The sequence below is a fragment of the Gilvibacter sediminis genome, from assembly GCF_028561565.1.
GTDB lineage: Bacteria > Bacteroidota > Bacteroidia > Flavobacteriales > Flavobacteriaceae > Gilvibacter > Gilvibacter sediminis.
In genome coordinates, this window is sequence record NZ_JAQQTE010000004.1 from 542,217 (window position 1) to 569,151 (window position 26,935).

Genomic DNA, 26,935 nt, shown 5'->3' on the forward strand with positions numbered 1-26,935 from the left:
TTGGAATTCTATTTAGGGTCGTTCTTTAAATCCTTAAATTTACAAGATGCATGATGTAATTATTACCGGAAGCACCGGAATGGTAGGGAAGGGCGTTCTTCTGGAGTGTCTAGATGCTGAGCAGATCGCATCGGTCTTGGTGATCAATCGGTCTTCCTTGGGTATGTCTCACCCAAAACTCAAAGAGCTTTTACTGCCCGATTTTACGCAATTGGAAGCACACAAAGTAATGCTCCAAGGATACGACGGCTGCTTCTTCTGTATGGGCGTTTCTGCCATTGGCATGAGTGAAGCCAAGTATTCTGCCATTACCTATGACATCACCAAGATTTTTGCGGATGTGCTTTATGAATTGAATCCAAACATGGTTTTCAACTACGTCTCTGGAACTGGAACTGACAGTACAGCTACAGGGCAAGTCATGTGGGCTCGGGTAAAAGGAAAAACAGAAAATTATATTCTTGATAAAGGCTTTAAAGATGCCTATGCCTTTAGACCAGGCATGATCATCCCAGAGCGCGGAATTAAGTCCAGCACCGGCTGGTACAACGCCATTTATGTTTTACTGCGTCCCTTTTTTGGTTTGCTTAAGAAGAGTTCCAAAATCACGACAACTACTAAGCTAGGAGCCGCAATGATCGCTAGCATTACAGCAGATCAGCCTTTAAAGCATCTAGAGAATAAAGACATCAACAATTTAGCAAGTGGCTAAAAGTATTCCTAAAATAGCCTATCGTGAAGCGGTTACTTTAGATATTGAGGTGATGAGCATAGCTCAAATGAGCCAGCGATTAGTACAATCAAAAGATCACGATCCCTTTGCAACTCATAAGATCCAATTCTATTTAATGATTATTGTCACAGAAGGTGCTTATACACACTACTTGGATTTCAATAGATACACCCTAAAACCTGGGAGCATTCTTTTTGTGGCCAAAGAGCAAGTGCAACACTTTACCCAAGCCATCCATAAAACAAAAGGTTTTGCTGTGATCCTTAACCATCAGTATTTAGAGAATGAGTATTTGGGGTCTTCAGAAATTGGATTAAATCGGTTATATAATTACCATTTAGAATCTCCAGTGATCCATCAGGATCAAATGGCAGAAGACAGCCTGCTGCCACTAGCACAAGAATTACACAACGAGTATTACTTGAAGAATTCTTTCGGCAAGTCAGAAGTGCTGAGAAGCCTCTTACACGCTTTACTTGTGAAGGCCGAACGTGTTAAGGATCAAAATGCTCAAACAACAGTGAGTCAACAGTGGCTAAATCACTTCAGTTCATTTACCTTACTACTTCACAATCAACACACTAAAACGAGAAATGCGCAAGATTACGCAGATAAGCTCTACATTTCATACAAGCTTCTAAACGATGTAGTCAAAGCACTTACCCTTAAAACCGCTAAAGCTTTTATTGATGATTTTGTTTGTATGGAGATCAAAAGGTTGCTCATTAGCACCAGCTTATCTGTCAAAGAGATCAGCTTTAAAACTGGATTTGATGAGCCTGCAAACATGATCAAATTCTTTAAAAAGCAGGCCGAAACCACTCCTGCCCAATTCCGAAAGAATATGCTTTAGGTTAGAGATTTACTATTTTCTTCCTGAGATTGATAACGCCTCAGCCTGTGTGATTTAACAACTTTGTATCCAGTTAAATCATACACTATGAAAACCGTAAAACATACACTAATCACCTTAATCGCTTTAAGTCTACTGAGTTGTGGACAACAAGGCCCTATTTTAGAAGTAACCACCTTTAAGATCAATGATACTGCAGATCTTGAAGCTTTCATTGCCTTAGACGAAACCGTCGAAGATACCTTCACCAGCAAACAACCCGGATTTTTAAAACGACAAAGCGCCCTAAATGAAGAAGGGCAATTCGTTGTCTTGGTCTATTGGGAATCTGAAGCAGAGGCGGCAGCCTCAATGGACAAATTCATGAATGATACAAGTGTTGCCGATTACGCCTCCATGATTGACGGTAGGACCATAAATATGGCTCGTTATCAAATGCCTGAAGGCTACAGCGGTAAGAAATCTGAATTTATCGAGATCATGAGCTTTCAGCTTAACAATGCTGCCGACCCAAAAGCATTTGAGCAAATTGATCAACAAGTCGCGCAGCAAGTTACCGCCCCAAAAACAGGGTTTGTTCAGCGCATCAGTGGCCTAAACAAGCATGACGAAAGGGTAGTGGTGATCTATTGGGACACCAAAGCCAATTCTGATGCAGCCTTACAACCTTTTATGAATAATACCATTGCCCAGGACTTTATGGGTATGATGGATCAATCCACAGTAAAAATGGGACGCTACAGTACCCTAAACACCGTAAATATTAACGACATGCAATTATCTAACAAAGACAAAACAGTAGCTTTATTGAACAGTTTCAATACAGGAGACACCACACCGATAAGCTATATCAACCCTGAAAAATACATTCAACACAATCTAGCCGTAGGAGACGGATTGGCTGGTTTTGGCGAAGTCATGAAAAATGCGCCAGAAGGTGGTTTTAAAGCCAATGTAGTACGTGCATTCCAAGATGGAGATTATGTATTCACCCATACGGAGTACGATTTCTTTGGTCCTAAAGCGGGATTTGATGTATTCCGATTTGAAGATGGACTGATCGTAGAACACTGGGACAACCTTCTTGAAGTACAGGACCCAAACCCTAGCGGGCATACCCAATTCGATGGAGCTACTGCAATCACAGACCTTGATAAGACTGAGGCCAATAAAGCTAAAGTTGAAGCATTTATCACAGATGTGCTTTTGAATCATCAAATGGAAAAGGTGACCGACTATATCAGTACAGAAACTTACATTCAGCACAATCCTGCAGTAGCAGATGGTTTAGAAGGCTTTGGTGCAGCCATGAAATACTTTGCAGAAAACGGTTTGGTCATGGAGTACACCAAACTCGTTAAAGTGCTAGGTGAGGGGAACTTTGTTCTTACCCTCAGCGAAGGAAAATTTGGTAAAGGCGAGCTTACTGCTTTTTATGATTTATTTAGATTAGAAAATGGACTCATTGTAGAACATTGGGATGTTATCTCTCCAATTCCACCCAAAGAGCAATGGGCCAATGAGAACGGGAAGTGGTAAGCATTGAAAAGGAACATCGGAAGGTGTTCCTTTTTTTTTGATTTGGTTAAGGTAGTTTAACTACCACTACGCACCGGAAAGCCCATCTGCGCCCAAACCAAAACACCTTCATCTATAATAGCCGTGTTTTTATAATTGTAGCGCCTCAAAGTATTTAAAACCCGCTTGGACGCAGCATGTGGACACGCACAATAGATGACAATTTGTGTGCCATCATTTGGAATATCTTCTATGAATTCATCGGGTTCCGAGTAGTAGGGAACCGGGATTGCACCAGGAATATGCATCTGCCTCCAGGCGACTTCAGATCGTGCATCGAGAATGATCATGCGCTTTCCGGCCAATAAAGCTTCATTAACTTGTTCAGCAGAAACAAATTTATCGTCGCGCAAAGTAAATTCAGGAGCGATACTGTCTGGATTTAGCACATAAGCTTCTGGCTTAGGAACCACAATGGAGTCCAAACGTTGTGGAACATCCCAACCGGCAGCACGGCTTCTTAAAAAGGCCGTTATGTCATCAATGTTTGTCTCGGATAAGGAATCTTTAAAGGCCAACATAGGCGTTCCATCACGCCCTTCTGCGATCGCGTAACGTAAAAAATGATCTGTGGCTGTTGCCAATAGCATAGGATTGGCAAGGGCAGGGGCGCTCACGCCTTCACCTTTGCCGCCATGACATACCGCACAATTCTTTGCGTAGAGTTCGGCGCCTTGAGCAATATCTCCCGCGATGGGTTCTCGTGAGAGTTCAATCGGCTTATCCACACCAGCTGCTTGATATAGATATTCCAGTAATAGCTCAACCTCGATATACTCTAAAGGACCGCCTTGACTGTTTATATAACCCGCCATCGCCGTATTTGCGCGACCAAATTGAATGGTGTAGCGCATAAAATTGTTATTCTTACTACTGCCCAAAAGTGATTCAGATTTAAGGGAAGGAGCATTGTCTGCGGCATAACCTTCACGATCTGCACCGTGACACAAAGCGCAATATTTGGTGTATAGACCACTGGCATGTTCCACAGCTAAGGGATCCAGAGAATCTTTAGGAGTCAATTTCTTAGCCATTTCAGCTTGATAATCAGGCTCCTGGACAAATTCCAATTGGAGACCGAACGCATAGGAAGCTCCAACAATAAGGCGATCTCCTGTTTTTCTAAGGGCTGATTCCGGCAGTTCTTTTTTAAAGAAGGTATAGGTGGAATCTAAATTTTCCACATCAAATTCTACAGCATACAAACCGTCATTTCTTTCATCTAAGTAGTCTTTGGCCGAGCTGTCTTGCGCCGCGGTAACCAAATGCAATTCCTGATGTCTAAATACACTGTATTTTACAATGGAATCGTTTCTAAACAAGGGCTCAAATCCCATGGTGTCATAATATTTGGAAATAGAATCCAGATCTTTTACAGCGATCTTCACTGCAGAAGTTCCCACCACGCCATTAGCGTGTTTATTGAACATGCGCGTATAAACATAGTAAGTTTTCCAATCGTCCTGAACCTCGTTGTATTCGCTGCCTAATTGTTGTTCAAATCGCGGTAAAAAAGCAGGAGGGGAGTCTGCATTGAAATCCAAGCTCTTATTGGATACATCACCGGTTTCCCAAGACCAACCTTCTACTGGTTCTGAAGAGCCGCGGTAAGCTTTTACCGTGTCCAATTTCATACCCAAAACAGAGAGATCGCGATACACAGAATCAACCGCTGAACTTGACAAGGCAAAAAATCCTGAACCATTCAGTTCTTGTTTTCTCAAAAAGGGGATGGTGCTATCCAATACCACAGAATCTTTTTTAGATAAGAGTTGAAAAGAACTCAGATCTCCCAGAGAAATACCTTTCTGGATCGCGCCTGGAAAACTCCCGGGACTCGCTTCGCCTCGGATGGAAAAGCCAAGAGTATCTCTAAAGATGGCTATGGCCTCATCAATATCATCCACCATGAGCGTGGTTTTGTCTATTCCCGTTCCTAATCCAATCAAAAAGGGTTTAGCAGGTTCTGGCTTGTCCTGACAGCTCCAGATACTTAGCGTTAGAAAACTTAATAAAATGATAGAACGTATGCTACTTGGGCAAAGACGCGAATATGACATTGATAGGATATTTTTGTTTGGTCGCAAAAAGATAATGCTTTTCATGCAAAGCCTTGATTATCTTATTGTTTCAATAGCGATTGAACACCTTGTTCGAGTCCATACAGGGCCGCAACTTCCTCCGCATTGAGCATACGACTGTAAATAGAAAGCTCATCCATTTGGCCAATATAACCAAGGCCTAGATAGATGTTTGACAAGGAATAATCCCAAGTAAAAGGCGCAATAGGCAAGGGGTTGTTCCCTTTGAATTGCCCGTTCATATAAAGGGAAGCCTCTCCGCCAGATGTATTTAAGCCAGAAAAAGTGATCACAATATGTGTCCAAGTATCACCAGAAAACGGAGGGTTTTCTACCGCGATCAAACGTGCGTTAAATATAGGATTTTCATTGTCTGGGCCTTCTGGATTCGGGTTCCAAACCTCACGATCTCCAATAACCCCTAATCTAAAATCCCTTGGGTTCTCCTTGGTGAAATCTACCCAAATACCGGCATCGTTATAACCAGAATCTGTAATTTGAATAGGGTCACAATATCCTGGCTCCAGGTCTGTTTCTGGGTCTAATTTGAGCCAAAAAGATATGGTCGCTGCCCAATTGGTGGTATTGTAAGTGATGTTGTTTTCGCTGGGATAGTAGATGTATCCAGGGCTACGCTCGGTAAAGACTAAACCGGCTCCAAATTTCCCTTTACCATCCTCTCGACGAATATCAGGCTTGTGCAAACCGACGCGAGCAGAATCTCTGGCTTGACGGTTAGGCACCGTATATAATTTAGGATCACCTAAAGCAAAATCAGCATCTACTGAGGAGTCAAAAGAGGCGTAAAAGGTCAAGGATTCCTTTAGAGCATTAGTTGTTGAATATTGCTCAGTTGCAGTTTCTGAATCTGTTGTGTTGCTACTTTCTTCGGATTTGTTTTGCTTACAGCTGATTAAGGATCCTGACAAAATCAAAAGTGAGAAAGCGAATTTGATTGGTGAATTGTTCATGGAAGGATTGTTTGGTTTACTCTAACTTATTTAGCTAGGGTTGTTGGGCGATGAACTCCAGAATTTCTTTAAGCTGGTTTTCCTCTTTCAAAGACAAATCTTTGGATTCAATGAACGCTTTGATATCATCTGCCGAAAGCGCGTCAGTAGCAAAGAGTTTGGAAAAAGCTCTATTAGTTAATTTCAATTTCTCTAAAGATCCATTTATATCAACATAAAAACGCTCACTACGCATGTATTTATTAGTCCGTCGATTGATCATTGGATTGGGAGAACTTTTGGTATAGCTGATAGAATAGTGCTTGTATACCGTTATCCCTTTATTAAAAAATAGTTCAAATAATTTGAGTTCTCCATCTTGAACTAAAGGCCTAAATATCTTTCCATCTATGGCAAACTGTAGCAGTTCATCGGTATTAAAAGTAAAGACATTATTGTCATTGTAAAGAGTCTCTAGGGTATTATCATATAGATTAATGTTGGCGTTTTCAACTTTATATCGACCTTGTTCTTTTAAGTAAATTATGGCCTCTGAATCCCAATTTTCATAGTAGTAGGCAGATCCTTCTGTACGCGTCTTAGGATTGACAAAACCTACGGTCATATTAAGTCCGCGGTAATCTCCGAAGGATTGTCTGGTGGTCTGTAATGGATTTGAATCTTGCTCATCTTCTTGAGCGAAAACTGTTAGAGATACTAGCAGAAATAGACTGAAAGATAATTTGTACTTCATGTAAATAATAAAAGCTAAGTTAATGGGGAGTCAACCAAAGATACTAGAAGCTACTCACAAATAGAAACTGCAATCCCAGTTAACTTCTGAGACTGTTAGAATAATTTCGATAATTCCACCGCAAATAACTTTGTCATAATATCTGCCGATATAATTCACTTAGGTGAAGTTATATCTGATATTATGCCAAATAGCGTAGCTATACGTTATTTGCTATAATTGTATCATAATTTATATTATGTAAAATAGAATAACTTGAGTATTCCCTCACAGTCCTTTAAATACCTTCGGAAATCCCAGATATAGCGTGTATCTTTAAAAAACTTCAATGCTGTGTCATATACGCGCCCTATTTTTAAGACTAAGGGATAACCGATGAAAAAGAATCAACTGGAATCATTAATTCGCGAACATCATGAAGCTGCATATTACTGGGCGCTTCAATTGTGTAAGCACCAACCAGATTCTGCTCAGGATGTATTACAAATGACATATTTGAAAATTTTAGAGAATAAAGCGCGCTATAAGGAACAATCCAGTTTTAAGACCTGGTTGTTTTCTGTTATTCGTTTTACAGCCTTTGATCATCTTAAAACTCAGCGAAAATTTCAAGCTTTAGAAACTGTACAATTGACCACGGAAATAGATTCTTTTGCAGAAACACCAAATCTGCGACCTATTCTAGATCAATTGCCAGAGCGTCAAAAACAAGTCTTGTTGCTGGCTTTTTATCACGATATGACTCTTGCAGCCATTGCAGAAGTCTTAGACATCAGTATTGGAAGCGTAAGAACTCATTACAGCCGTGGTAAAGAGGCTTTAAAGCAACATTTAAAACCGATTCGATCATGAATGAAGATCAAGAATTAAGGGACTTATTCACTGCGGAGCGAAATCGAGATAAAGTCGATTTTCCTGCTCCTGCTGTGGAAGATATTATGTCAAATAGCAAGACGATCTCCTTTAAATGGTATCATGCAGCCGCAGCTGTATTGGTTCTTGGAGGTTTGATCGGTTTGCTGCAAAACAGCGACCCTCTTCCCGCTCAAGATGCAGTAAATGATGAATTGACGCTGAATTTAGATTTAACTGAAACAGAAACCACGGATCCATTAATGACCGAAAGCGCCTCACTTTTTAGTTGGGAAGCGGCCACAGATGTATTGATCCAAGAATTTGATGAATAAAACACACACCATGAAAAAGTACACCCTCCTCCTCTTTTTATTTGCCTTTGGATTTATGAGCCAGGCACAAGACGCGCTGACCACAGAGCTTTTTGATATTGACAACATCATGAAGTACAAGACCGAGATCAGTCTTACTGACAAACAAATGGAAGCCATCAAAGCTCACTATTATGAGGGCAATAAGAAATTTACAGACGCCAAATGGAAATTGGCTGAAGAAAAGGCCAAACTCGATGATATGCTCAGCAAGTCAGAGGTTGCTATTGAAGAAGCCATGGACCAGATGTATAAAGTGACTCAGGCAGAATCAGAAGTAAAGCTCGCCCGCTTATTTACCCTACTGAGTATCAAAAATGAACTCAAAGCCGATCAGCAGGTAATTCTTAAGGAAATGATCTCCGATACCGACAGAAAACCCTTCTTCATCACTACAGACATCAATAATGAGAAAAAGGTAAAGTTTCAAATCTCTGGTTCGCAGAGTGCTGGTCCTACTCCACTCTATATCATAAAAAGTAAGTTTGGCGATTATGAGATCAACTCGGAACAACTAAAGACTAAGGTAGACCCAAACAATATTGAAAGCATTTCTGTAATTAAGGGAAAAAGCGCCATTGCCATCTACGGAACCCGCGGAGAAAATGGCGTGATTGAGATCACCTTGAAGAAGGAAAATTAATCCTCCAGATTCATAAAAACAAAGAAGCTGCTTTCTCAAGGGAAAGCAGCTTTTTTTCTTTATTTCTAGGCTATAACGAAGCTTTAACACTTTGTTATAAAGTTATTTTAAAGTTTTTGTATTCTCAGATTCTCGAGTAATTTATAGTAAAACAATTCTATGAAAATCAATTTTGAATACCACGATGTCGCGGCCAGTGATGTCCTTGAAAACTACACCCAATCCAAAGTAAACCACCTGATCAAACGCAGCGACCGCATTACCGGAGTTGACGTTTATTTCAAGGTTAATGACGCTTCCCAGACGCAAGACCGAATGGTCGCAGGGATTCGTGTGGAACTTCCCGGCACTACCCTCTTCGCAGAATCCATCAATAACGAATTCCAGAAATCTGTAGCAGAATCTACCGATGAACTCCTGGTACAACTAGAAAAGTATAAAGCCAAATCGTCTAACCACTAAAAACCAATCAAACAATGCACATACTCAGCAATGATCAAAGACAAATCACACTTATCTATAACGGGAATCACGGCTTGCACCGCAGGGTGCGCGCCTTGTGCACCGCAACCAAAAAAGCCTTACTCACTTTAGACATCAGTCAAGAGAAGATCAGTCAAACGCTTTGGGCGGCCATTGAATCTTCTTTACCTGGAGATCTCAATGAGGTTGTTGACCTCTATGAGATTGAGGGGCAGCCTGCAGCAAATTATTCTCAGCATGACCTCATGAAGATCTTAGAGAAGAATCCAGATAGCTTGGCCTTTCCACTACTGTTTCACCAGGGAGAATGTCATATCATTAAGCAAGAAGCAGAGGTATTGAGATTCATCAATGTAGACTCTGGTGGCTTTGAAAAAACCATGCATACAGAAGCTCCGCGTATCAAATCAACCACTCGAGAAGAGAGCTTCACCAATTAATGGTGATAGCTATTATTCAAGGGCCTTTCGTGCCTTTTCTCCATGCGGTCCGTAAGGATCCATTTGACTTACCTTCATATAGACTTGCTTAGCTTGTTCTAAACTGCCACTTGCCTTTAGTGCCTCAGCCAATCCTAAGTACAACTGGGTAGAATCTGTAAACAGTTTACTGCTCATGTCAAAGACAAAAAGGGCTCCTTGTACCTGATCACTGTTGAGCAGATTATAACCTGCCTGCGTAAAAAGCGCTTCAAAATCTGTGTATTGATGCATGGGGTCGTTGACCAATCGTGCAGCTTCACTGTTGACCTTTTCCAAGTCACCAGCCATAAAAAGTTGGGTCAAGTGCCCCATCGGATCCAAGACAACATCATCTCCTATATCAGCCATAGCAGCCTCTAAGACAGGGTCTTCGTTATTCACATACTGCTCAAACGTGGTTGCAACTGCAATATTAGGTGGCATCCACTCCTGGTTCTCCCATTGCGGCTTGTCTTGCCACCAAGCCCAAGACAATCGGGCCGTAAAACCGCTATTGGGCAACAATAGCTTTCTGTTGTCTCCGTAGAAATTCAAATTCTCCGCCGTAGGCTCTCCCACAAAGATCACATTAGTGTAATTGTCTAATTCATTGACCATGTTTTGGCAGGCAGAAAAGGTTCTGCGGCCAATAATACAGAAGAATTTCCCCACCTCGTTCACCTTAGATTTTAGCAATCCCGTTATGATGGGTTTGTTTAAATAGTTGTTTCCGCCGCCGTTCAGTCGTACGTCCAAAATAAAGCGATCCACCTCGTTGTTTTCAATAAAATCAAAGACTTCGCCATAAAAGTCAGCGATGCTCTTTTGCGAAGGATCGTCTTGCACCTGACTCTGACGCACATAAACAGTCTTTGTCGCTTCATTGTAGTCAAAGTTGTAGATCTTGTTGATCTCCTTCAGATATAATGGTGTGGTGGATTGATCTCTCGCGCTGATGCGCCCATCTCCAGGCTGAATAAGACTGTACTGCGTTTTGATGGCGCCTTTGTCACCAGCGGTAAAGGTGTGGGTAAACACCTCCCCGTCCTTTTCTAAGGTAAATACAACATCTTTAGTATGTTCAGGTATGATGCGTTGGGCGTGAAGGATCTCCGGAATGGTCAAATCATTGAGTCCGTAAGCCTTAAAAAACTGATCGTTCTCTGCAGATACCGTTGGATAGATCAAAGCAATAGCCTGGTCAATACTCTTTTCACCTATTTTCAAAACCTTTGCGCCTAGGGCCTTTTCATTGCCTTGGGTAGTCCCTTCAATAAAAATACCGTCTGAAAACTGATATAGATTCACAGGGATCTTGTGATAATCTACCTTTCCTCCGTTAAGACTGAGGTAGGTATGCCCGTATTCAAATAAGGCAATAATTCTAGAAAGCCCCACCATGACCTCATGATCTGCCATATTGGGAATTTGTGCTCTGAGTTGGGCTACTTCCCCATCCCACTTTTTGGCCGTAACCTTTTTAAATAAGAAGGGATAGTCTTGGTGAACCGTCTTTTGCAAAAAATCAAGATCTTCTTGCCATTGTGAAGCGGAGAGCTGGTTTTGAGCGCTTAGTCCTGAACTCATCAGTAGCAAGAAGACTCCCAAGCCAGTCCAAAGACGTTTTAGTTGAATTTTCATAGTGTTGTAATTAGTTGATTGATGAATGATGCCTTATAAGTGAGTCAGAAATCAATTTGTTACAGATCTTATCAAATTAAATAGTTCCCTACTGCCAAATGGAGTAATTTTGCAGCGTGAATACACGAAGGCAAAAATCACAACTGGAATTTGTCGCCATGATGGCGGCCTTGATGTCTATTGTGGCCCTCGCCATCGACGCACTGCTCCCTGCTTTGGATATCATCGGATTCCACGTAGGCACTACCAATCCCAGCGACAATCAGCTCTTTATAATCATGATCTTTTTGGGCTTAGGATTGGGGCCACTGCTCTTTGGGCCGCTTTCGGACAGTTTGGGTCGCAAGCCTGTGGTTTATATGGGATTTGCTCTATTCGTAGTAGCTAGTTTTATCTGTGTTTCTACCGATACGCTTTGGGTCATGATCTTAGGGCGTATCATACAAGGAATAGGTCTTTCCGCGCCGAGAACCATAGCCATTGCGATTATTCGGGATCTGTACTCCGGAGATTATATGGCCCGCATTATGTCCTTTGTAACGGTTGTTTTCTTATTGGTGCCTATTGTTGCTCCAGCCTTTGGTAAGCTCGTCTTAGACGCATATAACTGGCAGGCCATCTTCTATTTTCAATTAGGTATAGGCGCTGTGGTGTGTTTGTGGTTTTATCTGCGGCAGCCAGAAACCTTAAAAGCAGAGAATAAGATTCCTATGAGTAAGAATCTTTTTAAAGATGGATTCAAAGAAGTCATTCAATATCCGGTAACCATTGGTTGTACGGTGATCTCCGGACTTATTGCAGGTTCGTTCTTTGTTTATTTAAGCGGATCCCAACAGATCTTTCAAGAGCAATACGGATTAAAAGAGGCCTTTCCGTACATCTTTGCGGGATTGAGTATCGCTATTGGTTTAGCCGTATTCTCAAACGCGAATATGGTATTGCGTTTTGGAATGGAAAAGTTGGTGACCGTTGCATTAAGTGGCTTTTTTGTGGTGTCGTTTATTTACGTTTTGATCTTTATGGGTAGTGATAATCCATCCATTGAGATCTTGCTGGCCTTTATGGCATTGCAGTTCTTGTGTATTGGATTTCTATTTGGAAACCTGCGCGCCTTAGCCATGGAACCCGTAGGACATATTGCCGGGATCGCTGCGGCTATCACTGGTTTTATCTCTACTATAATGGCTGTACCCATAAGTACTTTTATTGGTCGCTACTTAAAAGATACTGCTTTGCCTGTTTTTATAGGATTTTCGATTTGTTCTTTGGTAGCCTTGCTGATACTATTTTACCTAAAGCGTAAAAATCCACAAGGATTGAACAAATCAGCGATTACTGATGCAACTTAAGGACTTCTTCAATAGCAGTGTCTCCGCCATTATTAAGCTCGTCTAAGACCTGATAGAAAAATACGTAGCGGCTTCTCGGGTAGTTCATGACCACATCAGCAGGAATCCCCAAGCCTTCATAATTTTCACCCTTCATGGAATAATAAACCTCATTGGAAAGGCCAAATTCCATTCCGTTGGGCATTTCCCGATCAAAGATGTCACTAAATACTCCCTCTGTCCTATCTCCAATACGCGTCACTGAAGGAATTTCCAAACTGGTCAAGGTCATGATTTCAGTGGCCGAAGCGGACTCCGGAGAGATTAATAAGTAAACAGGCAACGTACTTTGACGCTCCCCGGCATGCAAGTAGACCTTATTCTCTGGCGTCAAGGCTCCTTGAAACCAAGCTTGTTTGGAAAAGACTTGTTTGCGTTGTGGATTGAAAAAACTCAGGACTTCCATCCCGATCTCGTCAGAACCACCGCCGTTGAAGCGTACGTCAATGATCAAGGCTTCAACATCTTCAAAATCATCCAAGACCTGGTTAAACAAACGGTTGATCCCGGCCACTTCATTGTCTGAATGACTGATGTCTTCTTCTGCCATTTCAAAATACTGCTCAAAGAAAGCTTCAATATCATCCGTTTGCTCAATGTCGTAATCTGCAAAACCAAGCATCTGATTGAGTTGTAAATAGCCTACCTTTTCGTTTATCTTTCCCCATTGAAAGAACCCAAAGGTCGATACCTTGAGGTCTTTGACGTAGTGGTTGGCAATAGAGTCTCTAACACGTCTACCGCTTATGGGTGTTGGCCCCGATTCTGACTCTTCGGATTCAGCGGCCTCTCGCAAAGCGTAGGCGGCTTCTTCTACTTCATCACTTGCGGAAAGCCCAATATGACCGTCATCAAAACTGTCCAACATATCTTCCAAAACGTTGTAAAGCTCAGCGTCTGTGGTCTGCGGAGTCACTTTAGAGCGATACAAGGCATAGGTAGAATCCCAATTGATGTTGCGCTCTTTAAAATAGGCGTAATGATCTCTAAAGGTCTCTGCCACCACTTCAAAATTTAATACCGGATCTGCATAGGCTGTGGTGTCTCGGTTTTTACAGATCAAAGGAGCGTCGTCAATACGAGTAAACGTATACCGATTGATCCCATTGTCCAGACGTAATGTGTCATTCTCCACATAAATTTGATCCCCAAACATGGTAATATCCCCAGAAAGCACGGGTAAACAAGAGATCGACGTAGTCTGAGCCAATTTAAAAGCTCCTTGCTCTATTTTAACTATTCGACCATAACCTACGGATTGCCAAACCCCGTCCATGGGGTTGGTTGATTCTTCTGAGTTGCCACAATTTGCAAGGCATAGGCATAAAGCCAAAGCACCTAAGATTTTGATTGATTTCATTTATTCTTTGTTTTTTGATTGATCCTTGAGTTGCTCGTTGATGATCCCCGCTCTAATGAGCAGCACCACGCCGCTTAAAACCAAACCGATACCGGCAGTTCCTCCCAACGTCCAAAGCCAGAAGTCGGCCCCATTGTGTTTGAGTTGAGAACATTCTAAGGCAACACTTAGACCGCTTCCCAGAAGTAATGCACCCACTACTCCATTGAACCACCACTGCTTTTTTTGCTTGTTCATCTTTGGTTTTTGTAGCCTAAAAATAATGAATACCTTAGTGCAAACAACTAAACAACTACCCGAATGATCCCAAATTGGCTCCGGCTATCGAGCTACAGCGCACTGCTCCTAACCTTATCTTTAAGTTGCAAATCAGAAGCTCAAAAACCCTCCGAAGAACCCCAAGACCCTCCTAAAGAAGCCGTTCAACTTGCCTTTGAAAACAAATCAGAACTCGGTGAAGGTCCGGTTTGGAATGCCAAAACACAAGAGTTGTATTGGGTAGATATCCTCAACAAAGAACTTCATATTTTTTCTCCGGATACTCAAGAAGATAGCGCGCTCAAGGTTCCGTCTAGAATAGGAACGGTGGTGCCATATAGTCCGCGACAAGCTGTAGTTGCTTTAGAAGATGGCATCTACAAGATCAACCTTCAAAGTGGTGATTTGGAACTCCTTTCTGATGTGGAAAAAGAAGAAACGAAGAACCGTTTCAATGACGGCAAATGTGACCCTGCCGGGAATTTATGGGTAGGAAGCATGAATTTGGCAGAAAATGAAGCTTCTGGGAATCTCTACAAGATCCAACCAGACGGCACCACCACAAAAATGTTAGACAGTATTACTATTTCTAACGGAATTGTTTGGGACCGACGCGCCACTACCATGTACTATATAGACACACCAACTGGAGTAATTCGCGCATTTGACTATGACAAAAATACCGCCAGTATCAGCAATGAACGCGTAGTTGTCAAAGTAGATCCAGCTGATGGTTTTCCCGACGGAATGGCCATAGATGAGAACAACAATCTCTGGGTTGGACTTTGGAACGGAAACGCCGTTGTGCAGTACAATTCTAAGACGGGTGAAATGATGCAAAAAGTTGAAGTGCCTGCACACAATGTAACGGCCGCAGCCTTTGGAGGCCCTGATCTGGATATACTTTATATCACTTCTGCACGCGTGGATATGACGGATGAGGAACTTGAAAAGTATCCCCTAGCCGGATCTGTTTTTAGCTATAAACCTGGAGTAAAAGGCCAAAAAGCAGACGTTTTTGGTCAATCAAGATTCACAGAAAACACCCCTTAAATTGAGTTTGATCTACGTAATCATGGGCGTTAGCGGCAGTGGAAAAACTACCGTGGGTAAGGTCTTGGCCAACCAATTAGGTTTTCCTTTTTTGGATGCTGACGATTTTCATCCGCAAGCCAATATTGATAAAATGCAAGCTGGAAAGGCCTTGAATGACAAGGACCGTAAACCCTGGCTGGAAAGCCTAAATCAGGAGTTGAAAAAACACAAAGACACTGGTGTAGTACTGGCCTGTTCTGCCTTAAAGGCTTCCTACCGTGAAAGCTTAGAAGAAGGGATAAAGGTTCATTGGACGCATTTAGCAGGAGATTTTGAATTGATTCAAGCTCGTATGCAGCTGCGATCGCATTTTATGCCCGCTTCCCTGCTACAGTCGCAATTTGACACCTTAGAACCTTTAGAAAGCGGTTTGACGCTTGATATAGACAGTGATGTTGAATTTCTAGTGCATATGATCCGCGCTAAATACGAGACTAAAGGACCAGCCCATTGGGGAATCGTAGGCATGGGAGTTATGGGACAATCCCTTGCCCGTAATTCGGTAAATGCGGGTATAAGAACAGCCGTCTTTAACCGTGCTACTGAGGGAGAAGAACTGGTCATTGCCAAAATGCTGACAAAATATCCCGACCCCAAGCTTTACGGGTATACCGATTGGAAAGAATTTACAGCTAAGCTGAGCCTGCCGAGAAAGATCCTACTAATGGTTCCTGCAGGAAAGGCCATAGACGCGGTATTGGAAGAGCTTTTGCCGTTTTTAAGCCCTGGTGATTGTATCGTTGATGGAGGGAATTCGCATTTTTCAGATACACAGCGTCGCATTCAAGAACTTATAGAGCGAGACATAGAATACCTAGGGATGGGTGTTTCTGGCGGTGAGAAGGGCGCATTAGAAGGTCCTGCTATGATGCCAGGCGGCTCTAAAGTTGCTTTTAATGCACTACAACCCATTTTAGACAAGATTGCAGCCAAAGACCCTAAAGGCAATCCCTGTGTGGGCTATTTAGGTCAAGGCGGTTGCGGACATTTGGTCAAAACAGTACATAACGGTATTGAGTATGCAGAGATGCAGCTTTTGGCGGAAGTATACAGTCTGCTATTGGCTTCTGATATTCCAAGATCTGAATTTGGATCCATTTTTAATGATTGGGACCAAGGGGAATACAGCAGTTATCTCTTAGGTCTTATGCCCTCTATAATGAATAAAAAAGAGGGTGATGCCTATTTGATTGATAAAATTTTACCCATGGCTGGGGCTAAGGGCACTGGGGCATGGACGTCTATAACAGCCTTAGAGAATGGCCAAGACATGAGTATTTCTACAGCTGCCGTTAACGCCAGAAATCATTCTCAAGCCATTTGGCATAAATTTCCTCAAATACAAGAAAATCACAGAAAGCCGTCAAGAGGTGTCAAACTAGAATTAGAGCGCATTTTAAAGGGATATCAAGCTGCGAGAATACTGAATCATCTGCAGGGTTTACAGTTCATTCACACTATGGGAACAATTAGCAATTGGGATCTAGATTTAAGTGAAGTGACGCGAATTTGGACCAACGGCTGTATTTTAAAATCTCAATTGATAGAATTACTTACCGAAAAAATTGCTGCAGATTTTGACCATTTAAATTTGTGGAGTTATAACTGTTACATTGCGCTATTTCAGGATTTTAAATACACCCTGAATCTAGGTTGGCAAAACGATATACACATGCCTGTGTTCAATGCAGCTTGGCAATATGGCCTTGGCGTTAGTTCTGCCGAATCAAATGCCAATATTATTCAGGCCCAAAGAGATTTCTTTGGAGCGCACACCTATAAGCGAAAGGATCATCATCCTTCAGAAAACTTTCACACCGACTGGACCAAACCATGATAGATTACAACTTACTTTTAGCCGTATTTGCAGGAATAGCGGTGCTTTTGGCCTTAATTCTGCGTTTTAAAGTTCAAGCCTTTATCGCTTTATTGATTGCGAGTATACTCGTTGGGATTTTGGCAGGTATGCCTCCATTAGAGATCATCAGTACCATGAAGGACGGAATGGGCAACACCTTGGGCTTTGTGGCTTTAGTAGTTGGATTGGGCGCTATGTTCGGCGCCATATTAGAACATTCTGGCGGTGCCGGAGCTTTGGCGCGTTACCTCATTGGTAAGGCAGGAGAAAAACGAACCTCATGGGCGCTTACTGCTACAGGATTTTTAGTGGCGATCCCGGTCTTTTTTGATGTAGCTTTCATCATATTGGTTCCATTGATCTATTCGCTTCAACGCACTACTAAAAAGTCTTTGTTGCTATACGGAATACCGCTATTGGCCGGACTTGCCATTACACACACCTTTATTCCTCCTACTCCTGGCCCGGTTGCTGTAGCAGATATTCTAAAGGCCGATTTAGGTTGGGTGATCCTTTTTGGATTCATCGTTGGCTTGCCTACTGCCATAGTTTGCGGCCCCATCTTTGGAAAGTATATCGCTAGTAAAATTCATTTGGACGCTCCAGAGGCGGACCTTCCTCCTGCTGAGGAAACACAATTGCCTTCTGTGGGTATGATTGTAACTATAATTGGAATTCCCATTGTATTAATAGTATTAAACACGCTGATCAATAGTCCTTTGGGTGAATCTTGGGGTATTCCAGAGGGTGTCAGCAATTGGATGCAAATGGTGGGACATCCCTTCTTTGCCTTGATCTTGGCCAATTTGATCGCCTGGTACTTTTTAGGTTTAAAGCGAGGAATGGCAGCAGCTACCCTTCAAAAAATTACCACCAAGTCCATGGAGCCTGCCGGAATCATCATTTTACTTACTGGTGCTGGAGGTGTGTTTAAGGAAATGTTGATCAACACCGGTGCTGGTGAAATGCTGGCCAATTACTTCGCAGAACAAGGCTTACCGCTTCTACTGTTTGCCTTTATTGTAGCAGCCTTAGTGCGTATCTTACAAGGTTCTGCAACTGTGGCAATGATCACGGCCGCAGGAGTTACCGCTCCCATCCTATCTCAGGTTGACGGTGAAATGGACAAGGCTCTTTTGGTTATTGCGATTGCGGCTGGTTCCACTATTCTTTCTCACGTGAACGATAGCGGATTCTGGCTGGTGAGTAAATACCTCGGAATGACCGAACAGCAAACCTTTAAAAGCTTTACTACCATGACGGTAATTCTAGCCTTGGTTGGTTTTACTCTGGTAAGTATCTTATCCTTATTGGTTTAGAATCGGATTGTGGCATAACCTTTGTATGTTAAAGACTTGTTAACTTAAAACAAGCTTTCTCATGCGAAATTCAAGAATCAGACCGGATGTAAACGCCGGTAGCGTAGCCGATATTGCCTTTTTACTGCTGATCTTCTTTCTAGTCTGCACCACCATCAATGTGGAAGAAGGAATAGCAAGAGACCTCCCCAAACCCTGTGCCGATGGTGCTCCATGTAATGTATTCATCGCGCAGAACAACTTATTAACCATCGCTCTAGGTGAAAATAATCAACTCCTTGTAAATGATATGGTTGAAGATATTTCAAACCTCAAATTTATCTTGTTGGACTTTATTGATAATAACGCTTCAGATACCTGTGATTACTGTTTAGGAGCGGGCCTTCCATTGGCTTCAGATCATCCACAAAAAGCCATGATAAGCATTGAAACCATGAGAAATGCGAGCTATGACAGTTATGTAGCTGTTCAAGATGAGATCACCGCTGCTTATTTTGAATTGCGGGTACGTTATGCAGTACAACAATTTGACAAACCACTCAACGAACTCAATCCGCAGGAGCTCAAAGAAGTAAAGGAAGCCTATCCATTTCAGATCATGGAATCCAGCTTGTAAGCAAGATTATTTGTACTTTTAGAAGGTCGGACATTCCGGCCTTTTTTTATAAACTGACCAAAAGTGAAAAATCTCTCCCTACTGGGTCTATGCCTGTTATTGGCAGTAGGCTGCAAACAAACCAATGAAACCATGAGTGACGATGCATTATTGGCCTCGGCCAAGGATATCCATGAGCGTGTGATTACTCTAGACACCCACTGCGATATCAACGTTAGTAATTTCACGGACTCCATCAATTATACTCAGGATCTACAAACACAGATCACGCTTCCTAAAATGAAGGAAGGCGGCTTGGATGTGGCGTGGTTTATTGTATATACGGGCCAAGACTCGCTTAACACAGCCGGTTATGCACGTGCTTATGAGAACGCGATGGCCAAGTTCAATGCCATTCACAGGCTTTGCGATTCTATTGCACCAAATGAAATTGAAATGGCCTATACCAGTGAGGATGTACGCCGAATCAGCGCCAGCGGTAAAAAAGTGGCCATGATCGGTATTGAGAACGGATATCCTGTAGGAGAAGATATTAGCAATGTCAAGAAATTCTATGACCTAGGCGGCCGCTATATGTCGCTCTCTCATAACGGACACAGTCAGCTTTGCGATTCCAACACCGGAGAAGAAGATGGTGTTTGGCTGCACGACGGTGTCTCTGAATTAGGGAAAGAAGTCATTGCAGAAATGAACAAATGGGGCATGATGATCGATGTTTCGCATCCATCAAAGAAGTCTATGAAAGACATGATAGAACTTACAAAGGCTCCTATAATCGCCTCACACTCGTCAGCCCGAGCACTTTGCGATCACTCTAGAAACCTAGATGATGAGCAATTGATGTGGCTTAAAGAAAATGGCGGTGTGGTTCAAACTGTTGCATTTAAAAGCTATCTCAATACAGAAAAGTATGAAGCCCGCCAAGAAGCGGAGATCGTGGTCGCTAAACAGATCGCTGATTCCATGGGAGTAACTTGGATGGAGCGCAAAGAAGTAATGGCCTTACCTATGGCAGAGCGCCGTGAATACTTCAACTTTTACATGACTATGATGCCCATTCAAAAGCAGAAATTAGCTAAAATGACCGACCTCCCTCCTGCTGTTGATGTTGGTGATTTTGTAGATCATATCGATTATTTAGTGGAGAAGATCGGCATTGATCACGTAGGCATTAGCAGCGACTTTGATGGTGGTGGCGGAATTGCCGGTTGGGATGACGCTTCAGAAACCTTTAATGTAACCTTAGAGCTCGTAAAGCGCGGCTATACAGAAGAGCAGATCGAAAAGCTTTGGAGCGGAAACTTACTGCGTGTTTTGGATGAAGTTCAAGCTGTTGCCGCTAAAATCCAAGCAGAAGAAGCTGATGCTTAAGCCTTTCACCTAAACAAACCAAACAATTAACTACTGCATTAAACCGTTAAACGAATAACGCAAGAATCCTAAAATATTTAGAGTTAGGTTTGATCATCATATAATACATTGATTGTCAAATACTAACCTCACCAACTTATGTATCTGAAAAATTCCCCCTACAAAGATCAGATCCTGAAAGAAGTTCAGTTTCCTTATGGAACCTTTTACTTCTTAGATCGCATCATCATCAGTGAAATCAAACAAGGTGTTAGTTTTACCTATGAACAGGCTAAGCCCGTCATTGAAACCGCCCTCGAATTTTATGGCGAGGACGCCAGTATTGGCTATATCTCCAACCGTATCAATAATTACGCTCTAGCGCCTCAGGATTGGCTTAAATTCTTTAGAGAACGTGAAAACATTCACACGGTAGGCATTGTTGCCTACACACCCATCGGTCTTACCAATATAATTTTAGAGAAGATCTTTATTAGAAGCCGCGTCAAACGCTTTACGAGCTTAGATTTTGCAATTGCTTGGACACGGACTCAAAACAGTATTGCTACGGAAGGAATCACCGCCTAAGGATTAAGAACGCATTTTTTGGTACCTTGAAGTCATGTTTGATCGACTTCTATTTGGAATGGCCCTTTTAATGGTGGCATCTTCCTTCAATCACCAAGATGATTTTATTCGTTTGGATTCGATTTCACCGCACTTCTATTACGACATACGCTATGCTACAGAGAATAATTTTGTCGGCGAGGCGGTCTATGACTGCGGAATCTGTTTATTGCGTCCTGAGGCAGCTCAGGCCTTGAAAGAGGCAAACGAGTACTTCATGTCCTTGGGCTACTGCATTCAACTCTACGATTGCTATAGACCCTATCCTGTTCAAAAGAAACTTTGGGAAAAAGTGCCCAATCCCGCCTATGTGGCCAATCCCTATGACGGAGGCTCCATTCACAACCGTGGCGCTGCGGTAGATCTGACTTTGGTTGATTTCAATGGAGATCCCGTAGATTTTGGAACCGATTACGACTACTTTGGCCGCGAAGCCCATATAGATTATATGGAGCACAGTCCAGAGATCTTGGCCAACAGAAAATTATTGTCGGAAGGTTTGGCTAAATTCGGTTTTAAAGGGATTCGTACCGAATGGTGGCATTTTAGCTATACAAAAAACAGCGGCTATCCGATTTCCGAACAGCCGCTGCCCTGCGAAGAGTAAACAAGCGTTTAGTTCACAGGATTTCCGAATATATCGAGTTCTACCACATCCAAGCCTAGCTTTTTAACCTCTGAGAATTGCGTGGCTTTATCACCTACAACCACATAGATCATCTCTGGTTCTTGAATGTATTGGCCAATGACTTCTTTAAAATCGTCTAAACTCATTTCCATGAGTAGTTTTTGCTCTTGATCTACAAAGTCCTTAGAAAGACCATACTTGGAAATACTTTGTAAAATTCCCAGCTTAGCCCCAAAAGACTCAAATGCTCTGGTGTTTTGCTTGACCACTTTATTCTTGGTAAGCTCCACATCGGCCTCTGTAAATCCAGGCCCGTAATCACGCACCATCTCTTGAATGATCTCTAAAGAAGGTAATGTAGCATTGGCACGTACACTGGTACTGATCGTAAATGGAGCAATATCAGCGCGCCCCGGAACTCTGGAATAAGCCCCATAAGTATAGCCTTTGCCAATACGAAGCACTTGGAACAAACGCCCACTTGAGCCTCCACCCAATATCTCATTGGCAAAACGCAATTTAGGCGCATCTTCATTTCCAGAGGACAATGCCATCTTTCCAATATACAATACCGATTGCTTAGAATTCGGTACGTCTATAAAGTAAAGCGTACCCGGAGTGCCCGCAGGATTCACTGCCCATTGGCTCTCAGCACTTGCGCTTCCTGTCCAACGCTCGCTCAATCCGCTCAAAGCGGCTTCAATTTCTGTTTGTGTCAAATCACCAACCACATGGAACGAGGCATTGCCTGGCTTGATGTATTGCTCATAATAAGCTTTGACATCATCCAAAGTGATATTATCTGCAGTTTCTAAAGTACCGTTAGTCGGAATGCTGTAGATATGGTCAGGACCGTAAATGAGCTTGTTGAAGTTGATCGCAGCAATAGCCGTTGGGTTGGCCTCTCGTCCTTTAAGCCCAGTTTTGAGTTCTTGTGTAAGACGGTCAAATTCCGCCTCATCCCAACGTGGCTGTAAAAGCATCTCCTCAACTAAAGCCATGGTCTGCTCAAAGTTACGCGCCAAACAGTTTCCGCTGATCACGGTTTCTTCCAAACCAGAATAGATTCCTAAACTTGACCCTAAAAGACCAATAGCCTCCTCCAATTCCGCAGGCGTCTTTAAAGCAGTACCTTCATTCATAAGGTCTGCCGTCAAGGACGCTAAACCAGCTTTATCCATAGGATCCATACGATGCCCTCCAGGAATGGTGATCGTAAAGTTGATCAGTGGCAATTCGCTATTCTCAATGCCGTAAGTCTTCATACCGTTGGCCAATTCTCCTTCCCAAACGGTAGGCATGGTAAACAAAGGCGCTTCGCCAAAGTCAGGCTCTGAACGGTCGTATTTAGAAGGGGTCTTCTCATATTCGGCCTCTTCTCCTTGACCTACCTGCTCACTATCACTCATTGCGGTGACCTCTTCAATCCAAACCTCTGCCTCAGTAGCTCCACTAATAGCCAATTCCGGGTTGTTTTGTGGAACCACACTGGTCATCACATAATTCTTTCCTTTGATATACTTTTCATAGGCGGCCATAACCGCAGCACGGTCTACCTCTTGGTAGTATTTGGTACGCTTGCTGATGTAGCCAGGATCTTGACCAAACTCATTGTCTTGAACCAGTTGAAAGGCTTTATTCAATACTGTAGATACCCCATTGTACAATTGGGTCTCTAACTCCGCCTTGATGCGTTGTAATTCATTATCGGTAAATCCGTTGGTCTCAAAATCCTCTAAACCAGTATCAATGGCAGCTTTAACGTCATCTAAAGCAACGCCTTCATTAGCGCGAACTCTAATTACAAATTCTCCAGCCAATTCTTGACTGTTTTGATAGCTGCCTACGTTTGGCGCAAGTTTAGCCTCTTCTACTACAGATTTGTACAAGGGAGACTTTTTGCTTCCGCTCAATAAAGACCCCAATACATCTAAAGCGTACATTTCCTTATTGTAGTCCTCTACTGTTGGAAATACCATACGCAGTTCCGGCAGTTTGGCAAAGTTGTCTTTAAAGTAAAGCGATTTAGTCTCTGCAAGCGTTACTGGCATAGGCTCCATAGGACTAACCTCAGGACCTCTTGGTATTTCTCCAAACCACTTTTCAACCAATTGCTTGGTCTCTTCAATATCAATGTCTCCAGCAATCACCAAGGAGGCGTTTGCAGCTCCGTAAAATTCATTGTAGAACTCTTTTACATCAGCTAAAGTCGCTGCTTGCAGATCCGGTAAAGAACCGATCACCGTCCAGCTGTACGGATGCCCTTCTGGATAAAGGTTTTTTCTGATGATCTCATCCGTGTAGCCATAAGGCGCATTGTCTACACGCTGACGCTTCTCGTTTTTCACCACTTGTTTTTCACGCTCTAAAGCGGCCTCGGTCACCGTATTGATCATGTATCCAAATCGATCTGAATCGATCCAAAGAATCTTCTCAAAAGCATCTTTAGGAACCACTTCATAATATACAGTACCGTCACTCCAAGTACCACCATTTCTGCTTCCACCCCATTCTGGGATCATCTTTCGGTTAGCGCCCACAGGAACGTTCTCAGAATCGTTAAAGGACATATGCTCAAAGAAGTGAGCAAATCCTGTACGGCCTGGTTTTTCTCTGTTAGACCCTACGTGCATCATGGTAGCCACAGCTACAATAGGATCACTTTTATCCACATGCAGAATAACCTCAAGGCCATTGTCTAATACAAATTTTTCATAGTCGAGACTGAACTCGGTGGTTGCCTCAGTGTCCGTAGACTCTTTACAGGCATTGGTAATAAGCGCAAGCGTCAATAGGCTCATAAGAAATCGATATCTCATTGATCGTTAAAATTTTAATGTTTGGTATTCAGCTGATTCCTTGAATCGGAAAAGATGATTTCAAGATAAGACCTTTTGGCCAATCAGAATTTAAAAATAATGCTAAAAAATAGCGGGAATATGCTCGGGCCAGTATCTTTGCAAAAAATTATTGTATGACACTGTCCTTGATCCGTATTTTTCGCTGGGTTAGCACTTTAGAAGCGATCTCCTTTCTACTATTGTTGGGAATTGCAATGCCTTTGAAATATATTTGGGATATGCCGCAAGCGGTATCTGTAATTGGCATGGCTCATGGCGTACTGTTCGTACTCTATTTGATCCTGGCCTTCTATGTGGGAGAAAAATTGAATTGGTCGCTCAAAACCTTACTGATTGTGATGTTTTGTTCGGTGCTTCCCTTTGGACCCTTTTACGCGGAACGCAAATATTTGAAATAATGCAGGAAACACCTTGGCTTCATTGGTTTAGAGATCTTTTCATCGATCAAGGGATGAGCGCTCAATGGGCAGTTTATCTCAACGCTGCCATTGTTCTCATTGCCTTAATGTTAGTGCTTTTTGTAGCTGATTACCTGTTGCGCAAAAGCATTGTAACGGTCTTTAGAATCTTTAGCGACAAGACCAAAACCAGCTTTGATGATTTTCTGTCGGAAAGTAATTTTCCGCGCTTTGTGGCTCATGTGATTCCCGTGCTTATTGTGCGCTACACCCTTGGCCATTTATTTGAAGATCTGCCTGTAGCGAGAGGCATCAGTCTAATGGCCGTAGACGTTTACTCAGTAATTTTGGCGGCGCTCATTTGCCGTTCGGTATTGCGTTCTTTACGAGAATATCTTAAGACCAAACCGCTTTTCAAAGACAAACCACTAGACAGCTACGTACAAGTATTGATGATCATCATTTGGGTTTTTTCCATGCTGGTCGTTGCCTATCGGGTGTCTGGGGAGAGTTTTATTACCCTCACCAGTTTGGGAGCCGTATCGGCTTTATTACTCCTGATCTTTAAGGACACCATTTTGGGATTCATTGCCAGCATTCAAATTACCGTGAATGATATTGTGCGCATTGGAGATTGGATCACCTTTAACAAATACGGAGCCGATGGTTATGTGACCGAGATCAACCTGGCTACGGTTCGCGTTCAAAACTTTGACAATACCTATACTACTATTCCTACCTATTCCCTGATCTCCGATTCCTTTCAAAACTGGCGCGGAATGCAGAATTCAGAAGGTAGAAGGATCAAACGATCGCTGCTTATTAAACAGAATTCTGTGCGTTATTTAACCGATGAAGACCTCAAGGATCTGGAGAAGATTCAGCTGATCACCTCATACATTCAGCAACGCAAAAAGACACACGTCGATTTTAATGAGCAACACGGATATGACAATTCCTTGATTATAAACGGCCGTCAGCAGACCAATTTGGGCGTATTCAGAAAGTATATAGACGCTTATTTGCATAAGAACAACGCCATTAACAAAGACCTTTTTCTAATGGTGCGTCATTTACAACCCACCGCTCAAGGGATTCCTGTAGAAGTATACTGTTTTAGTTACGATAAGAATTGGGTGAACTACGAACACATACAGGCAGATATCTTTGACCACCTAATCGCTGCAGTCCCATACTTTGACTTAGAACTTTATGAATACCCTTCCGGGCACGATCTAAAGGCAATTAAGGATTAATCCGTAAGATCGTTCAAGCGATCTTCCACATATTCTACCTTAGTTTTTCCGTGTGGAGTCGGTTTGCCATCAGGCCCCATACTTACCATGACAATTTGCTCAATGGTAATGATCACTTCTCGTGTCATTTTATTGCGGACCTCACAATGAAGGCTCAAAGAGGTTCGTCCAAAGTGAATCACCTCAATACCGATCTCAACAATATCACCAGGCTGGGCTGAGCTCACAAAGTTGATCTCTGACATATACTTGGTGACCACTTTTGGGTTCTCCAACTGAATGATGGTGTACAAGGCCGCTTCTTCATCAATCCACTCTAATAAACGCCCCCCAAATAGGGTTCCGTTGGGATTGAGGTCTTCTGGCTTGATCCACTTTCGGGTATGAAATCGCATAAGGCTCAAGGGTTTACCGCAAAGATAAGGCTTTGCCGCTGTTAAAATTTGTGAAATCCGTATCTTTAATGTAACAAAATTGGCCCTTTTGGGTCTAACACTTGTGATCAAAAAAATTAAAAA

Annotated in this window: 25 protein-coding genes and 1 pseudogene; 18 read left to right on the forward strand and 8 right to left on the reverse strand. The window is 42.5% G+C overall.

All coding sequences use genetic code 11. The features are described from left to right. Positions 1-46: 46 nt before the first annotated feature. The 3 genes from POW22_RS09770 (at position 47) to POW22_RS09780 (ending at position 3,125) form a co-directional block, all read left to right on the forward strand. Positions 47-712 (forward strand): Rossmann-fold NAD(P)-binding domain-containing protein, encoded by a 666-nt coding sequence (locus POW22_RS09770; RefSeq protein WP_272832483.1) that lies wholly within the window; start codon positions 47-49, stop codon positions 710-712. Further along, positions 705-1,586, forward strand: coding sequence for a helix-turn-helix domain-containing protein (locus POW22_RS09775; RefSeq protein WP_272832484.1), 882 nt, complete (start codon positions 705-707; stop codon positions 1,584-1,586). The genes POW22_RS09770 and POW22_RS09775 overlap by 8 nt, the downstream gene beginning before the upstream one ends. An 87-nt stretch (positions 1,587-1,673) precedes the next feature. Beyond that, on the forward strand, positions 1,674-3,125 hold the full coding sequence (locus tag POW22_RS09780) for a nuclear transport factor 2 family protein (RefSeq protein WP_272832485.1): 1,452 nt from the start codon (positions 1,674-1,676) through the stop codon (positions 3,123-3,125). 56 nt (positions 3,126-3,181) lie between these two features. On the opposite strand, the gene POW22_RS09785 is transcribed toward POW22_RS09780, so the two are convergent. The 3 genes from POW22_RS09785 to POW22_RS09795 all read right to left on the reverse strand — a co-directional run bounded on the left by POW22_RS09785 (position 3,182) and on the right by POW22_RS09795 (position 6,949). Next, positions 3,182-5,113 (reverse strand): c-type cytochrome, encoded by a 1,932-nt coding sequence (locus POW22_RS09785; RefSeq protein ID WP_272832486.1) that lies wholly within the window; start codon positions 5,111-5,113, stop codon positions 3,182-3,184. A gap of 173 nt (positions 5,114-5,286) precedes the next feature. Continuing rightward, on the reverse strand, positions 5,287-6,216 hold the full coding sequence (locus POW22_RS09790) for a LamG-like jellyroll fold domain-containing protein (RefSeq protein ID WP_272832487.1): 930 nt from the start codon (positions 6,214-6,216) through the stop codon (positions 5,287-5,289). 34 nt (positions 6,217-6,250) lie between these two features. Continuing rightward, positions 6,251-6,949 (reverse strand): hypothetical protein, encoded by a 699-nt coding sequence (locus POW22_RS09795; RefSeq protein WP_272832488.1) that lies wholly within the window; start codon positions 6,947-6,949, stop codon positions 6,251-6,253. Positions 6,950-7,324: 375 nt separating this feature from the next. Between POW22_RS09795 and POW22_RS09800 the strand changes: the two genes are divergently transcribed. The 5 genes from POW22_RS09800 (at position 7,325) to POW22_RS09820 (ending at position 9,741) form a co-directional block, all read left to right on the forward strand. Continuing rightward, on the forward strand, positions 7,325-7,801 hold the full coding sequence (locus POW22_RS09800) for an RNA polymerase sigma factor (RefSeq protein ID WP_272832489.1): 477 nt from the start codon (positions 7,325-7,327) through the stop codon (positions 7,799-7,801). Next, entirely contained in the window at positions 7,798-8,136 is a 339-nt protein-coding gene (locus POW22_RS09805; protein ID WP_272832490.1) for a hypothetical protein, read from the forward strand. Before POW22_RS09800 ends, POW22_RS09805 begins: the two co-directional genes overlap by 4 nt. 10 nt (positions 8,137-8,146) lie before the next feature. Beyond that, positions 8,147-8,818 carry a SusC/RagA family TonB-linked outer membrane protein gene (locus tag POW22_RS09810; protein ID WP_272832491.1) on the forward strand — a complete coding sequence of 224 codons (672 nt, stop codon included), beginning with the start codon at positions 8,147-8,149 and terminating at the stop codon, positions 8,816-8,818. 159 nt (positions 8,819-8,977) lie between these two features. Further along, on the forward strand, positions 8,978-9,280 hold the full coding sequence (gene hpf / locus POW22_RS09815) for a ribosome hibernation-promoting factor, HPF/YfiA family (protein WP_272832492.1): 303 nt from the start codon (positions 8,978-8,980) through the stop codon (positions 9,278-9,280). A 14-nt stretch (positions 9,281-9,294) separates the two neighbouring features. Then, positions 9,295-9,741, forward strand: a complete 447-nt coding sequence (locus tag POW22_RS09820; protein ID WP_272832493.1) for a hypothetical protein — start codon at positions 9,295-9,297, stop codon at positions 9,739-9,741. A gap of 12 nt (positions 9,742-9,753) precedes the next feature. On the opposite strand, the gene POW22_RS09825 is transcribed toward POW22_RS09820, so the two are convergent. Continuing rightward, positions 9,754-11,403: a S41 family peptidase gene (locus POW22_RS09825; protein WP_272832494.1), complete on the reverse strand. Its 1,650-nt coding sequence runs from the start codon at positions 11,401-11,403 to the stop codon at positions 9,754-9,756. 116 nt (positions 11,404-11,519) lie between these two features. Between POW22_RS09825 and POW22_RS09830 the strand changes: the two genes are divergently transcribed. Beyond that, complete coding sequence (locus POW22_RS09830; RefSeq protein WP_272832495.1) at positions 11,520-12,752, forward strand: multidrug effflux MFS transporter; 1,233 nt, start codon at positions 11,520-11,522, stop codon at positions 12,750-12,752. Here POW22_RS09830 and POW22_RS09835 read toward each other — a convergent pair. Further along, positions 12,736-14,151, reverse strand: a complete 1,416-nt coding sequence (locus POW22_RS09835) for a S41 family peptidase (protein WP_272832496.1) — start codon at positions 14,149-14,151, stop codon at positions 12,736-12,738. The genes POW22_RS09830 and POW22_RS09835 overlap by 17 nt on opposite strands. Continuing rightward, positions 14,152-14,388, reverse strand: a complete 237-nt coding sequence (locus POW22_RS09840; protein ID WP_272832497.1) for a hypothetical protein — start codon at positions 14,386-14,388, stop codon at positions 14,152-14,154. A gap of 63 nt (positions 14,389-14,451) precedes the next feature. On the opposite strand from POW22_RS09840, the gene POW22_RS09845 reads away from it, so the two are divergent. The 7 genes and pseudogenes from POW22_RS09845 to POW22_RS09875 all read left to right on the forward strand — a co-directional run bounded on the left by POW22_RS09845 (position 14,452) and on the right by POW22_RS09875 (position 21,881). Then, on the forward strand, positions 14,452-15,462 hold the full coding sequence (locus POW22_RS09845) for an SMP-30/gluconolactonase/LRE family protein (protein WP_272832498.1): 1,011 nt from the start codon (positions 14,452-14,454) through the stop codon (positions 15,460-15,462). 1 nt (position 15,463) lies between these two features. Continuing rightward, a complete protein-coding gene (gene gndA, locus POW22_RS09850) occupies positions 15,464-17,341 on the forward strand; it encodes an NADP-dependent phosphogluconate dehydrogenase (protein WP_272832499.1) in 1,878 nt (625 codons plus the stop codon). After that, positions 17,338-18,681 carry a GntP family permease gene (locus POW22_RS09855; RefSeq protein ID WP_272832500.1) on the forward strand — a complete coding sequence of 448 codons (1,344 nt, stop codon included), beginning with the start codon at positions 17,338-17,340 and terminating at the stop codon, positions 18,679-18,681. The genes gndA and POW22_RS09855 overlap by 4 nt, the downstream gene beginning before the upstream one ends. Positions 18,682-18,742: 61 nt before the next feature. Continuing rightward, positions 18,743-19,297: an ExbD/TolR family protein gene (locus POW22_RS09860; RefSeq protein ID WP_272832501.1), complete on the forward strand. Its 555-nt coding sequence runs from the start codon at positions 18,743-18,745 to the stop codon at positions 19,295-19,297. Positions 19,298-19,429: 132 nt separating this feature from the next. Continuing rightward, positions 19,430-20,653: pseudogene (locus POW22_RS09865) on the forward strand (dipeptidase); the annotation flags it as partial. A gap of 153 nt (positions 20,654-20,806) precedes the next feature. After that, complete coding sequence (locus POW22_RS09870; RefSeq protein ID WP_272832504.1) at positions 20,807-21,235, forward strand: hypothetical protein; 429 nt, start codon at positions 20,807-20,809, stop codon at positions 21,233-21,235. A gap of 34 nt (positions 21,236-21,269) precedes the next feature. After that, on the forward strand, positions 21,270-21,881 hold the full coding sequence (locus tag POW22_RS09875; RefSeq protein WP_272832505.1) for a M15 family metallopeptidase: 612 nt from the start codon (positions 21,270-21,272) through the stop codon (positions 21,879-21,881). A gap of 8 nt (positions 21,882-21,889) precedes the next feature. Here POW22_RS09875 and POW22_RS09880 read toward each other — a convergent pair whose 3' ends face one another. Further along, complete coding sequence (locus POW22_RS09880) at positions 21,890-24,721, reverse strand: M16 family metallopeptidase (protein WP_272832506.1); 2,832 nt, start codon at positions 24,719-24,721, stop codon at positions 21,890-21,892. A gap of 155 nt (positions 24,722-24,876) precedes the next feature. Here POW22_RS09880 and POW22_RS09885 point away from each other — a divergent pair, with 155 nt between their 5' ends. Both POW22_RS09885 and POW22_RS09890 read left to right on the forward strand, forming a co-directional pair. Continuing rightward, the gene (locus tag POW22_RS09885; RefSeq protein WP_272832507.1) at positions 24,877-25,161 is read left to right on the forward strand and encodes a DUF3817 domain-containing protein; all 285 of its coding nucleotides are present in this window, start codon (positions 24,877-24,879) and stop codon (positions 25,159-25,161) included. Continuing rightward, the gene (locus POW22_RS09890; RefSeq protein WP_272832508.1) at positions 25,161-26,417 is read left to right on the forward strand and encodes a mechanosensitive ion channel family protein; all 1,257 of its coding nucleotides are present in this window, start codon (positions 25,161-25,163) and stop codon (positions 26,415-26,417) included. Before POW22_RS09885 ends, POW22_RS09890 begins: the two co-directional genes overlap by 1 nt. On the opposite strand, the gene POW22_RS09895 is transcribed toward POW22_RS09890, so the two are convergent. After that, a complete protein-coding gene (locus tag POW22_RS09895) occupies positions 26,414-26,812 on the reverse strand; it encodes an acyl-CoA thioesterase (RefSeq protein ID WP_272832509.1) in 399 nt (132 codons plus the stop codon). The two genes, POW22_RS09890 and POW22_RS09895, sit on opposite strands and share 4 nt — an antisense overlap. Between the last annotated feature and the right edge of the window lie 123 nt (positions 26,813-26,935).